Annotated in this window: 11 protein-coding genes; 9 read left to right on the forward strand and 2 right to left on the reverse strand. The window is 71.0% G+C overall.

From position 1 onward, the window contains the following. Position 1: 1 nt before the first annotated feature. Positions 2-685 carry a S1 family peptidase gene (locus PCA76_RS00875; protein ID WP_272614588.1) on the reverse strand — a complete coding sequence of 228 codons (684 nt, stop codon included), beginning with the start codon at positions 683-685 and terminating at the stop codon, positions 2-4. Between the two features lie 357 nt (positions 686-1,042). Between PCA76_RS00875 and purS the strand changes: the two genes are divergently transcribed. The 4 genes from purS to PCA76_RS00895 all read left to right on the forward strand — a co-directional run bounded on the left by purS (position 1,043) and on the right by PCA76_RS00895 (position 5,543). Beyond that, positions 1,043-1,306 (forward strand): phosphoribosylformylglycinamidine synthase subunit PurS, encoded by a 264-nt coding sequence (purS, locus tag PCA76_RS00880; protein WP_030491392.1) that lies wholly within the window; start codon positions 1,043-1,045, stop codon positions 1,304-1,306. After that, positions 1,303-1,986, forward strand: a complete 684-nt coding sequence (purQ, locus tag PCA76_RS00885; RefSeq protein WP_272614590.1) for a phosphoribosylformylglycinamidine synthase subunit PurQ — start codon at positions 1,303-1,305, stop codon at positions 1,984-1,986. Before purS ends, purQ begins: the two co-directional genes overlap by 4 nt. A gap of 127 nt (positions 1,987-2,113) precedes the next feature. Continuing rightward, a complete protein-coding gene (gene purL / locus PCA76_RS00890; RefSeq protein ID WP_272614591.1) occupies positions 2,114-4,783 on the forward strand; it encodes a phosphoribosylformylglycinamidine synthase subunit PurL in 2,670 nt (889 codons plus the stop codon). Continuing rightward, positions 4,752-5,543, forward strand: a complete 792-nt coding sequence (locus tag PCA76_RS00895) for a 2-phosphosulfolactate phosphatase (RefSeq protein ID WP_442930188.1) — start codon at positions 4,752-4,754, stop codon at positions 5,541-5,543. Before purL ends, PCA76_RS00895 begins: the two co-directional genes overlap by 32 nt. A 153-nt stretch (positions 5,544-5,696) precedes the next feature. On the opposite strand, the gene PCA76_RS00900 is transcribed toward PCA76_RS00895, so the two are convergent. Further along, positions 5,697-7,712, reverse strand: coding sequence for a hypothetical protein (locus PCA76_RS00900; protein ID WP_272614592.1), 2,016 nt, complete (start codon positions 7,710-7,712; stop codon positions 5,697-5,699). A gap of 161 nt (positions 7,713-7,873) precedes the next feature. Here PCA76_RS00900 and PCA76_RS00905 point away from each other — a divergent pair, with 161 nt between their 5' ends. From PCA76_RS00905 to amcA, 5 genes are all read left to right on the forward strand, one after another. Beyond that, positions 7,874-8,227 (forward strand): sterol carrier family protein, encoded by a 354-nt coding sequence (locus PCA76_RS00905; protein WP_272614594.1) that lies wholly within the window; start codon positions 7,874-7,876, stop codon positions 8,225-8,227. Between the two features lie 169 nt (positions 8,228-8,396). Then, entirely contained in the window at positions 8,397-9,935 is a 1,539-nt protein-coding gene (gene purF / locus PCA76_RS00910; protein WP_272614596.1) for an amidophosphoribosyltransferase, read from the forward strand. 59 nt (positions 9,936-9,994) lie between these two features. Beyond that, positions 9,995-11,149 carry a phosphoribosylformylglycinamidine cyclo-ligase gene (purM, locus tag PCA76_RS00915; RefSeq protein WP_272614597.1) on the forward strand — a complete coding sequence of 385 codons (1,155 nt, stop codon included), beginning with the start codon at positions 9,995-9,997 and terminating at the stop codon, positions 11,147-11,149. A gap of 126 nt (positions 11,150-11,275) precedes the next feature. Further along, positions 11,276-12,379 (forward strand): cyclophane-forming radical SAM peptide maturase AmcB, encoded by a 1,104-nt coding sequence (gene amcB / locus PCA76_RS00920; protein WP_336298070.1) that lies wholly within the window; start codon positions 11,276-11,278, stop codon positions 12,377-12,379. Further along, positions 12,348-12,575, forward strand: coding sequence for a multiple cyclophane-containing RiPP AmcA (gene amcA / locus PCA76_RS00925; protein ID WP_272614599.1), 228 nt, complete (start codon positions 12,348-12,350; stop codon positions 12,573-12,575). Before amcB ends, amcA begins: the two co-directional genes overlap by 32 nt. Positions 12,576-12,679 lie beyond the last annotated feature (104 nt).

Consider the following 12,679-nt stretch of genomic DNA (forward strand, 5'->3'; position numbering starts at 1 on the left):
GTCAGACACCGGCCGTCGAGGTGATCCAGGCCCGGTTGTACGCAACACTGCCGTAGTTCTGGATGTTGGACCCGTCGGCCGTGGAGGCCACGCCGACCTGCTGACCGTTGTAGAACTGCGGGCCACCCGAGTCACCCCGCCAGGCGTTGCCGTTGATCCTGGTGCTGCGAATCGCCTGCCCGCCGTACGCGTCGGTCACGCTGTTGCTGGTCACCCGCACGGTGGCGGTCTTCAGTTGGCTGGACGCGGAGCAGCCGCTGTAGCAGGTCATGCCCCAGCCGTAGATCGAGTTCGTCGAGTTGATCGGCGGGTTGCTGCTGGCCAGGGTCACCGCCGAGGTGCTGACGGTGCTGGAGAGCCGCATGAGAGCGAGGTCGTTGCGGGTGTAGGTGGCGCTGACCGTACGGGTGACTCCGCCCGAGGCGCGGTAGACGCTGCCGACCCGGACCGACATGGTGCCGCTGATGCAGTGCCGGGCGGTGAGCACCCACTGCGGGGAGATGACGCTTCCGGAGCAGGTGAACGAGCCGTTGCTGAGCACCGCGGCGGCCCAGGGGGCGGACGAGACGGTGGTGCCGCCGATGATGGGTTGCGGGCCGGCCGGGGCGGCGGACGCGCCGGACGCGGCGCCGAGGACGCCGACCAATGCGGTGCTGAGTACGGCGAGCAGGGGGCGGATGCGCATCAGGTGAACTCCTTGGACGGGGGCGGGCCCGGGGTCGCCGGGCGCGGGATGGGCGGCAGTGGGGGTCCCCGCCGACGCCTGGATCGACTTACATCGATGTACGCTAGGGCCTCGGGTGATCGTTATCAAGGATCTGATCGAGCTTTCTCAATGTAACGATTCAGCCACCCGCTGCGCCGTGTATGACCTGCTGAGGGCACCTGTCCCGCCTGACGGGCCGCCCTGGGCGCCGGTAATGTTGATCACTGCCTGAACTGCACCCGGCCGGTGCGTCCGCGGCGGTATCTGCCAGGTACGCTGGCTGCGCTCGCCCGTTGTGGGTCGGCACCCAACTGCGTACACAGTCAGGAGTGCCCAGTGCCTCGCGTCGTCGTCGACGTCATGCTCAAGCCCGAGATCCTCGATCCGCAGGGCCAGGCCGTCGCAAACGCGCTGCCCCGGCTCGGCGTCGGTGACGTCGCCTCGGTTCGGATCGGCAGGCGGATCGAGATCGAGTTCACCGGTGAACCGGACCTGGACCGCGCTCGGGAGATTGCCGACAAGCTGCTCGCCAACCCGGTCATCGAGGACTTCACCGTCCGCCTGGTCGAGGCCGACGAGACCGCGGACGCCCGCTCGTGACCGCCCGGGTCGGTGTGGTCACCTTCCCTGGCTCGCTCGATGACGGGGACGCGGCGCGGGCCGTCCGGATCGCCGGCGCTGAGCCGGTCCGGCTCTGGCACGGCGACCCGGAGCTGCACGGGGTGGATGCGGTCGTCCTGCCCGGCGGCTTCTCCTACGGTGACTACCTGCGTTGCGGCGCCATCGCCCGGTTCGCCCCGGTGATGGAGACGATCGTGGACGCCGCCCAGGGTGGTCTGCCGGTGCTCGGCATCTGCAACGGCTTCCAGATCCTGTGCGAGGCGCACCTGCTCCCCGGCGCGCTCACCCGCAACCAGCACCTGCACTTCCGCAACCGGGACCAGATCCTGCGCATCGAGTCGGCCGGCACCGCGTGGACCAACGTGTTCCAGCCCGGCCAGGAGGTGCTCATCCCGGTCAAGAACGGCGAGGGTTGCTACGTCGCGGACACCGCGACGCTGGACCAGCTCGAAGCCGAGGGCCGGGTGGTCGCCCGTTACATCGGCGGCAACCCCAACGGGTCGCAGCGCGACATCGCCGCGATCACCAACGCCGCCGGCAACGTGGTCGGCATCATGCCGCACCCCGAGCACGCGGTGGAGGCGCTCACCGGCCCTTCGCTGGACGGCCTCGGCTTCTTCACGTCGGTCCTCAAGCACCTGGTAGGGGCGCCGGCGTGAGCGCGAGGAGTGAGCCGGGTCTGCGAGCCCCGCAGTCGCGAACAAAGACGGGGGCGGTGACCGGCGACACGATCATCGGTCAGCTCAACCGCTGGTCTGGCGGGCACGAGCGCAGCGAGGAGAGGTCATGACCACCCATCCGGACCCGGTACGCGACACACCGGAGGCGTACTCCGCCCCGGCGCAGCCGGGCGAGCCGAGCCCAGCGCAGCATGTCGCGGCGGCGACCGCTCCCGTCCAGCCGGCCACCGCCGACTGGAGCGAGGGCGTGGACACCGTGCCGCGCGCCGGTGGCACGCCGGGCGAGCTCCAGCCGTACGCCGAGCTGGGTCTGCGCGACGACGAGTACGACCGGATCCTGCAGATTCTCGGCCGCCGGCCCACGCAGTCCGAGCTCGCGATGTACTCGATCATGTGGAGCGAGCACTGCTCCTACAAGTCGAGCAAGGTGCACCTGCGCCAGTTCGGTGAGAAGGCCCCGCACAGCGACCGGCTGCTCGCCGGCATCGGTGAGAACGCCGGTGTCGTGCAGATCTCCGACGAGCTGGCGGTGACCTTCAAGGTCGAGTCGCACAACCACCCGAGCTTCGTCGAGCCGTACCAGGGCGCGGCGACCGGCGTCGGCGGCATCGTCCGGGACATCCTCGCCATGGGCGCGCGCCCGGTCGCCGTGATGGACCCGCTGCGCTTCGGTGCCGCGGACCACCCGGACACCGCCCGGGTGCTCACCGGCGTGGTTGCCGGCGTCGGCGGCTACGGCAACTGCCTCGGCCTGCCCAACATCGGTGGTGAGCTGGTCTTCGACCCCTCCTACCAGGGCAACCCGCTGCTCAACGCGCTGTGCCTGGGCGTGCTGCCGGTCAACCGGCTGCAGAACAAGGCCGCCGCCGGCCCGGGCAACGTTGTCGTGCTGATGGGCGCCAAGACCGGCCGCGACGGCATCGGCGGCGTCTCGGTGCTGGCCAGTGCCACCTTCGACGAGGGCAGCGAGCAGCGCCGCCCCGCCGTGCAGGTCGGCGACCCGTTCATCGAGAAGCTGCTGATCGAGGCGTGCCTCGAGCTGTACGACGGCCAGCTGGTCGTCGGCATCCAGGACCTCGGCGGCGCCGGTCTGACCTGCGCGCTCACCGAGACCGCCGCCGCGGCCGGCACCGGCATGCGGGTCTGGCTGGAGCGGGTGCCGCTGCGTGAGCCCTCGATGGACCCGCACGAGATCCTGGCCAGCGAGTCGCAGGAGCGGATGCTGCTGGTCGTCGAGCCGGACAAGCTCGACGCGGTGCTCAAGACCGCCGACAAGTGGGGCGTGCTCGCCACCGCGATCGGCGAGGTCACCGCACCGGAGCCGGACGGCCGCCCGGGTCGACTGCTGATCACCTGGCAGGACCACCTGGTCGTCGACGTGCCGCCGGGTTCGTTGGTCGACGACGGCCCGGTCTACGCCCGTCCGATGCGTGAGCCGGCCGACCTGATCCTGCTCCAGGCCGACCGCGCCGAGACGCTGCCGCGCCCGGCCGACCCGGAGGCGCTGCGGGAGACCGTGCTGCGCATGATCGCGTCGCCCAACCTGGCCGACAAGACCTGGGTCACCGAGCAGTACGACCGCTACGTGCTGGGCAACACCGTGCTCGCCCAGCCGGAGGACGGCGGCGTGATCCGGATCGACGAGCGGACCGGGCTCGGCGTGGCGCTCTCGGTGGACGGCAACGGCCGGTACGCCCGGCTGGACCCGTACAACGGCACCAAGCTGGCCCTGGCTGAGGCGTACCGGAACGTGGCGGTGACCGGCGCGACGCCGATCGCCGTGACCAACTGCCTCAACTTCGGCTCCCCGGAGGACCCGGGCGTGATGTGGCAGTTCGCCGAGGCCGTGCGCGGCCTGGCGGACGGCTGCCTGGAGCTGGGCATCCCGGTGACCGGCGGCAACGTCAGCTTCTACAACCAGACCGGCGCGGCGGCCATCCACCCGACCCCGGTGGTCGGTGTGCTGGGCGTGCTGGACAACGTCGCCGACCGGGTGCCGATGGGCTTCGTTGCGCGTCCCGGCGGTGAGCACGACCAGCTCTACCTGCTCGGCGAGACCAACGTGGAGCTGTCCGGCTCGGAGTGGGCCTGGGTGACGCACGAGCACCTCGGTGGCATCCCTCCGCAGGTCGACCTCGCGCGGGAGAAGGCGCTCGCCGAGCTGCTGGCCGAGGCGGCCCGGGTCGGTCACCTGGCTTCCGCGCACGACCTCTCCGACGGTGGCCTCGCCCAGAGCCTGGTCGAGTCCTGCCTGCGGCGCGGCGTCGGCGCCCGGATCGCGGTGCCGGAGCAGTTCGCCGAGGGCTCGATGCCGTTCGTCTACCTGTTCAGCGAGTCCGCCACGCGGGCGCTCGTGTCGGTGCCGCGCGGCCACGACAAGGCGTTCGCGGCGCTCTGCGCCGAGCGGGGGGTGCCGTTCGAGCTGATCGGCGTCACCGACCCGTCCGGCGGCGCGCTCGAGGTGCACGGCCAGTTCCGGATCGGTCTGGACGAGCTGCGTACCGCGCACACCGAGACGCTGCCGCGCCTCTTCGGCGGCGCGACCGCCGTCGAGGTGCCCGCGCCGGCCGCCGGTGTGGCGGGTGCGGTCGAGGCCGTGCCGCTGCCGGTCGCGCAGGCCGAGCCGATCGATCCCGCGGAGGTGGTCTCCGAACCGATCGCCTCGTTCGGGCCGGTCCCGCAGACCGGTGCCGTCGAGCCGATCGAGTCGGAGCAGCCGGGCACCGCCGCCGAGTCTGACACCGGTGTCACCGAGCCGTCGCCTGACGAGCGCTGAGGCGTTGGCGGCTGCCGTCTACGGCCAACCCGGCTCCGGCGCCCGGTTCGACTGGGGGCTGACCGGGGCGGCCGAACTCGGCCGGGTCTGCGCGGCGCTGGTGGTGGTGGACGTGCTGTCGTTCACCACCGCCGTGGAGGTGGCGGTCGCCCGTGGCATGCGGGTGCACCCGTTCCCCTGGGGTGAGCAGGCCGCCGAGTACGCGGTGCGGGTCGGCGCGGTCGCGGCGATCGGTCGGCGGCGGGTGACCGCAGAGCATCCGTGGTCGCTCTCGCCCGCCGCGCTGAGCACCGCGCCGGTGGTGGCGGACCTGGTGCTGCCCTCGCCGAACGGCTCCGCCATCAGCGCCGCCGCCAGCGCCACCGGCCTTCCGGTGGTCGCGGCGTGCCTGCGCAACGCACCCGCCGTCGGGCGTTGGCTGCGCCGCCAGGGGTACGGCACAGCGGACGCCCCGATCGGCGTGATCGCATCGGGTGAGCGGTGGCCGGATGGGTCGCTGCGCCCGTCGGTGGAGGACCAGTTGGGTGCCGCCTCGGTGCTCGACGCTCTCTCCGGTGTGCCGGGCGGGCTCTCGGTGGAGGCGGCCATGGCGCTCGCCGCCTTGGCGAGCACTCCGGATGTCCCCGCCGCGGTGCGCGGGAGCGTCTCCGGGCGGGAGCTGACCGAAAGCGGCTTCGCCGAGGACGTCGACATTGCCGTCCAGATCGGCGTGTCGGACGTCGTGCCGGTGCTCCACCAGGGCGTGTTCTCCGCCGCCTGACCAGCGCCTTGCGCTGTGATCAACTCGGCTTCGCTGAAGTCGGGGCATCCAGGTCTGCGGGATGCCCCGACTTCACGAATCGCGAGTGGGTCTTGCAGCAGCGAAACGGCCACCCAGCGAACCGGGTGGCCGTTTCCATGCGCTGTGGTGAGGTCAGTCGTCCAACCAGTCGAGGCGACGGCCACCCCGCTCGGTCGGGGGCGGCGGCGGCGGGGTGTCCGGTCGGGTCCGGCCGGCCGGTTGGCCGTATCCGCCCTGGTCGTAGCCCCGGTCGTCGTAGCCGCCGCGCTGCTGCGGGGGTTCCTGGCCGTAGCTGTTGCCCTGGTCGTACCCGCCGGCTGGCTGGCCGTATCCGCCCTGGTCGTAGCCCCGGTCGTCGTAGCCGCCGCGCTGCTGCGGGGGTTCCTGGCCGTAGCTGTTGGCCTGGTCGTACCCGCCGGCCGGTTGGCCGTAGCCGCCCTGGTCGTACCCGCCAGCCTCCTGGCCGGCGTACCCCGCGGTCGGCTCGGCAGCCCGACCGCCGTACGGGGCCGGGTCCGGCTGGCCGTACCCCTGCCCCTGCTCCGGCTGGTAGACGCCGGTGGCGTACGGGTCGGCCGGGGCCGGGTACTGGGTGCTGTCGCCGGTGTACCGGCCGGTCGGCTCGTCGTACCGCTCGCCGTAGGCCGCTCCGCCAGCGGGAGCCGGCGGATAGGCGGCGGTCCCGGCCGGGGCGGTGTAATCCCGGCTGCCGTAGCCGCCACCGGAGGCCGGGGCGTTGCCGTAGCCGCCACCGGAGGCCGGAGCGCCGCCGTAGCCAGCGCCGGAACCAGGCGCGGCACCGTAGCCGTCACCGGCCGCGCCAGCGCCGTAGGCGCCCTCGGAGCCTGCCGGAGTGCCGTAGCCGCCACCCGACGCGGGGGCGTTGCCGTAGCCGCCGGCACCGTACCCGCCGGGTGCTGGCTCGTCGCCGTAGCCGGCGCCGCCCCAGCCCTGCTGACCCGCGCCGCCGTACGCCTGCGCAGGCGCAGCGTATGGGTCCGGCGGGACGTCGTCGACCACCGGGCGGTGCATCATCGTCGGCGCCTCGCTCAGCGCCGAGCCGCCGGCCATCGTCGGGTCCGGCCGGCCGCCGACCACCCGGGTCTGGTCGTCGGGACCGCGGAACCCACCCCGCGAGGGCGGGACCACACCGCCGCCACCAGCCGCCGCCGGGGCATCGTCGTCGTCGCCATTTTCCTTGCGCTTCATCCAGAGCAGCACGATCGTGCCGACACCGGCGGCCACCAGAAGACCGCCGAGCAGGATGATCAGGTACGAGCCAATGCCGCCGCTGTCCTCGTTGTTCGCGGCGTTCGCCGGAGCACCCGGGCTGGCCGCGTCGGTGGGCTCCTCCTCGGTGCCCTCCTCGGCCGTCTCCTCGGTGGGAGTGGCCTCGGGGGTGGCGGACGGGGTGGCGCTCGGCGTCACCTCGACCTTGATCGCGAGGCTGATCCGCTGGCCGGTGATGGCCTGTCCGGCGCTGGCGTTGAAGGACTTGGTGGCAGTGATGTTGTCGAAGCTGGCGCCCAGGTCGATCCGGCCTGGTGCGATCGGCTTCTCGGTGGTGCCGGTGAAGCGGAAGTCGCCGCTGCCGTTGCTGGTGGTGTCGATGCGCCGGCCGGTGCTGTCCTGCAGCATGACCACCGCATTCGCGACCGCCTTGCTGTCGGCCTGCGAGATCACCTTGCCGGAGACCGACCGCACGGTCTGGTTCTGCGGCGGTGATGGCGGCGCGGCCTTGCCCTTGATCGTCAGGTTGAAGGTCTTGGTGTCCGGGCCTGAGTCGGCCTCGACAGCCACGGTGACCGTGGCTGTGGCATCGCCTGCGCTGTCATTCGCAGTGATCCGGACCAGTTGCGCCCTTGGTTGGTTGCCCAGGGCGGGGAAGTTGACGGTGCCGCACCCGCTGGCGCAGCTGACGCCCGACGGCAGGCCGGAGAGGCTGATCTTCGCTTCGCGGTCGCCGTCACCGGGAGTGACGCGCACGGTGACTGTGGCGTCGCTGCCGGCGTTCACGGTGACCGAGCCTGGTGAGACCTCGACGCTTGCGGCCATTGCTGGTGTGGCGGGGATGGCGAGCAGAGCGCCGGCAACCAGCGCTACGACCACACCGGCCCGCTGCTTCCAGGCACGTCGGTGTGCTGACACGTCCACCGCCTTCCGGGCTGACTTCCCTCTGACCGGCGGGGCGCCGGGCCGGGGATCATCACGGTTCGAATACGCCGTCGGCAACTATGCCTTGTCCGACTGCCTTGGCGCGACCCAGGGCCAACGTCGGGTGCTTGGCCGGTAGGTCGTATCGTCCCGTCGTGTCCTCTCCGCACAGTAAGTCCGCTGCCGTTACGGCCGCGTTGTCGGCGCTCGACGAGGGTCGTACGCCCGAACGGCCGGTGTTCCGGGAGGCGGTCCGGTCGTTGTTGGCCGTCCTCGCGGAGCGCGCCCCCGGCCGATCGGTGGAGGTGCGCGTCCCACCATACGGTGCGATCCAGTGCGTACCGGGGCCTCGACACACCAGGGGGAACCCACCAAATGTGGTCGAGATGGCTCCTGACACCTGGTTGGAATTGGCAACCGGGAGGATCGGGTGGGCGGAGGCGGTCACCGAGGGTCGCGTTCAGATGAGCGGTGTCCGAGCGGACCTCTCGGCATACCTGCCCCTCTAGTCGACCCGATGTCCTACTCACCGTAACTCTCGGCACAGAAACCGTGACTTTCTGTATCGACAGCGATTCGCGTACACTGTCAGGCGACGAAGAGTGGTCCCGGCAGAGGAAATGTGGATCCGCCCGTGATCCCGCCCGGCCGGTCCAGACCAGCATGAGGGAGCGGTAGGTGCCCCGAGGCGACGGCCGGCTGAGCCACGACCTTGACCCCCAACGACCTGGCCCCCAAGATGCCTGCGGCGTCTTCGGCGTCTGGGCCCCCGGCGAAGAGGTTGCCAATCTGACCTACTTCGGCCTCTACGCCCTGCAGCACCGCGGCCAGGAGGCGGCGGGCATCGCGGTGAGCGATGGCTCCGGTGTGGTGGTCTACAAGGACCTTGGCCTGGTGGCCCAGGTCTTCGACGAGCCCACCCTGGCGAGCCTGCGCGGCCACCTGGCGATCGGGCACGCCCGTTACTCCACGACCGGCGCGTCGAACTGGGAAAACGCCCAGCCGACGATCCGTTCGACCACCTCGGGCACGACCATCGCGCTCGCTCACAACGGCAACCTGGTCAACACGGCCGAGTTGGAGAAGGAGGTCGCCGAGCGCGGCCTCGTCGCGGACGGCTCGACCAACGACACCTCCCTGGTGACGATGCTGCTGGCCAGCCGACCGGATCTGTCGGTCGAGGCGGCCGCACTGGAGGTGCTGCCGCAGCTGCGCGGCGCGTTCAGCTTCGTCTTCATGGACGAGATGACCCTCTACGCGGCCCGCGACCCGCACGGCGTCCGTCCGCTGGTGCTCGGCCGGCTGGAGCGCGGCTGGGTGGTGGCCAGTGAGACCGCCGCACTGGACATCGTCGGTGCCAGCGTGGTGCGCGAGGTCGAGCCGGGCGAGCTGATCGCCATCGACGAGAACGGGCTGCGTTCCACCCGGTTCGCCGCGCCGGAGCCGAAGGGCTGCCTCTTCGAGTACGTCTACATCGCACGCCCGGACGCCACGATCGCCGGGCGCAACGTGCACGCGACGCGGGTGCAGATCGGCCGACAGTTGGCCAAGGAGCACCCGATCGAGGCGGACCTCGTCATCGGTGTGCCGGAGTCCGGCATTCCGGCCGCGATCGGCTACGCGGAGGCGTCCGGCATCACCTACGGCGCTGGCCTCATGAAGAACCCGTACGTGGGCCGCACCTTCATCCAGCCGTCGCAGACCCTGCGTCAGCTCGGCATCCGGCTCAAGCTCAACCCGCTGCGGGAAAATGTCCGGGGCAAGCGTTTGGTGGTCGTGGACGACTCGATCGTGCGCGGCAACACCCAGCGCGCCATCGTGCGGATGCTGCGTGAGGCGGGGGCGCTGGAGGTGCACGTCCGGATCTCCTCCCCGCCGGTCAGCTGGCCGTGCTTTTACGGCATCGACTTCGCCACCCGGGCGGAGCTGCTGGCCAACGGGTTGGACAACGACGGCATCCGGCGTTCCATCGGCGCCGACACGCTGGGTTACGTATCGCTTCCTGGCCTGATCGCCGCGACCGAGCAGCCGAAGACCCGGCTGTGTCGGGCGTGTTTCGATGGGGAGTACCCGATCGAGCTGCCGGCCGACAATCTGATCGGCAAGCACGTGCTCGAAGGGGTGGGCCGACGGGTCGCCAACTCGGCGCCAGAAGCTCCGCACACCAACGGCTCGTTCGTCGCCACTCCGGGTGGCGTTACCGCAATCCGCCCGTAGCACCAACCGGCGCGGCCCGGCCACCGCCGGCGCCGCACCGAGAACCAAAGGGGAGAACCGTGACGCACGTGTCCGAGCGCAACGGCGCAGGAAGCAGCCCGACCGGCGCCGGCGGCGACCGCCAGCCCTGGACGGCCGGCGCTAGCCGTCAGGCGCGCAAACGCTCGGTTTCGTACGCCGACGCCGGGGTCTCCATCGACGCGGGCGACCGCGCGGTTGAGCTGCTCAAGTCGAAGGTGCGGGAGACCCGCCGTCCTGAGGTGCTGGGCGACCTCGGCGGCTTCGCCGGTCTGTTCCGGCTCGACACGAAGAAGTACAAGAACCCAATCCTGGCGTCCTCCACCGACGGGGTGGGCACCAAGCTGGTGATCGCCCAGCAGATGGACATCCACGACACGGTCGGCATCGACCTGGTCGCGATGGTCGTCGACGACCTGGTGGCGTGTGGCGCTGAGCCGCTGTTCCTGCTGGACTACATCGCCACCGGCGAGGTCGTGCCGGACAAGGTCGCCGAGATCGGTGCGGGCATCGCTGACGGCTGCCGCTACGCCGGCTGCGCGCTGCTGGGCGGGGAGACCGCCGAGCACCCCGGTGTGCTCCGCCCGGACGAGTACGACATCTCCGCGACCGGTGTCGGCGTGGTCGAGGAGGCCGACATCCTCAGCCCCGACCGGGTCGAGGTGGGCGACGTGGTCATCGCCATGCGCTCCTCCGGTCTGCACTCCAACGGCTACTCGCTGGTCCGGCACGTGCTGCTCGGCGCGGCCCGGATGCGACTGGACATCGTGATCGACGACTTCGGCCGGCAGCGGACCCTGGGTGAGGAGCTGCTCACCCCGACCAAGATCTACGCCAAGGACTGCCTCAAGCTGATCGCCGAGGCCGAGGTGCGGGCGCTGGCCCACGTCACCGGCGGCGGCATCCCCGGCAACCTGGTCCGAGTGCTGCCCGAGAACGTCGACGCGGTGGTCAACCGGTCCACCTGGAAGCCGCAGCCGGTCTTCGACCTGATTCAGACGAAGGGTCGGATCGACGACCAGGACATGGAGTCGACCTTCAACATGGGCGTCGGCATGTTCGCGATCGTGTCGGCCGAGGACGCCGACCGGGCGCTGGCCACCCTGACTGGCCGTGGTGTCGAGGCCTGGCAGGCCGGCGAGATCATCGAGGGCACCGGCAACGTGCAGATGGTTGGACAGCACACCCGAGGATGATCACGCTCTGGTGATCGTACGGGCACCTGATCAGGGCTTCACCCGAGTGGCCAATGCCGCCTAGCCTGAAGGGCTCAGGCTAGGCGGAGGAGGGCGATGGCTGCTCTGGGACAGTCGTTCAGCGGGATGCGCGGTCTGGCCGCGGTTCCGTCGTACGTCGTCATGCAGCCCACCACCCTCTGCAACCTCGACTGCGCGTACTGCTACCTGCCGTTCCGGCAGGCCGACCGGCGGATGCCGGTGGCGGTGGCCGAGGCGGTGGCAGCGGCGGTCAACCCCTGGGCGGCGGCCGGCCGGTTCTCCGTGGTGTGGCACGGCGGCGAGCCGTTGGCTGCCGGCCGGGAGCACCTGGCCGACCTGATCGCGCCATTCGGGCCCGAGGTCGAGCACCACGTGCAGACCAACGCCACCCTGATCGACGACGATTGGTGCGACTTCTTCGCCCGGCACGAGATGCGGGTGAGCGTGAGCGTCGACGGTCCCCGGGCGCGCAACGGAGACCGGGTCAACCGGGGCGGCCAGCCGGCGTACGACCGGATTCTGCGCGGCGTCACGGTGCTGCGCCGCCGTGGCCTGCCCTTCTCCGCGCTGGCCGTGGTGTCCCGGCCGGAGCCGGGGCTCGCCACCGAGCTGTACGACTACTTCCTCGAGCTGGGCTGCGACGTGTTGGGCATCAACATCGAGGAGACCGAGGGAGTCAACACCCGCGACAACCGCCACGATTCGTCGGCGGTGACCGCGTTCTGGGCGGAGTTGGTCGCGGCCTGGCGCCGTGAGCCCCGGATCCACCTGCGCGAGATCGAGTGGTCGCTGCGCTACGCCGCGGCGGTGCTTGACAACTCGGCGGACGGGGTGTTGCCCCGCCAACTGGACCCGATCCCGACGATCGGTCATGACGGCTCGGTGACCGTGCTCTCTCCGGAGCTGGCCGGCTTCACCGACCCCCGCTACGGCGACTTCAGCAGCGGCAACGTGTTGACGGCCCCGCTGGCGGAGATCCTCAGCGGCGCGTCGGAGACGCCGTGGGTGGGCGAGTTCCTGGCTGGGGTGGAGGCATGCCGGGTGTCCTGCCCGTACTTCGGCTTCTGTGGCGGTGGCCATGCCGCCAACCGTTACTTCGAGCTGGGGCGTTTCGACGGTACGGAGACCGAGCACTGCCGCAACAGCAAGATCCGCCTATTGGAGGGAGTGTTGGAGCATGCCCGAGAGCACCAGTCACCGGCGTCCTGAGCGCGAAGCGGATGACGGAGTCACCGAACGGGTGCGGGACGCCGCTCCTGCGCTCGTCGCGCTCCTACAGGAGGCCGAGGACGCTCGGCGGCTGAGATCGGAGGTGTCGGGCGGGGACGGCGCCAGCGCGGTCTGCGCCTGGAACCACTTCGAGAACATCCCGACGTTCTACAACTGGAACAACCGCCCGCGTTGAGGTGACCCGCGATCAGGGGCCTGTCGAGCGGCCGGAGTGGCTCCGGTCGGGCCAGGCCCCTTGATCGTCGGTCAGCTGCACCTGCACGGGACGCGCGTGAGCAC

The sequence above is a fragment of the Micromonospora sp. LH3U1 genome, from assembly GCF_028475105.1.
Classification (GTDB): Bacteria; Actinomycetota; Actinomycetes; order Mycobacteriales; family Micromonosporaceae; genus Micromonospora.

Bases quoted from the DNA above. Each gene is read 5' to 3' on its own strand.
- amcA (WP_272614599.1), top strand. From the start codon at position 12,348: ATGCCCGAGAGCACCAGTCACCGGCGTCCTGAGCGCGAAGCGGATGAC.
- PCA76_RS00875 (WP_272614588.1), bottom strand. From the start codon at position 685: ATGCGCATCCGCCCCCTGCTCGCCGTACTCAGCACCGCATTGGTCGGC.
- purL (WP_272614591.1), top strand. From the start codon at position 2,114: ATGACCACCCATCCGGACCCGGTACGCGACACACCGGAGGCGTACTCC.
- amcB (WP_336298070.1), top strand. From the start codon at position 11,276: ATGCGCGGTCTGGCCGCGGTTCCGTCGTACGTCGTCATGCAGCCCACC.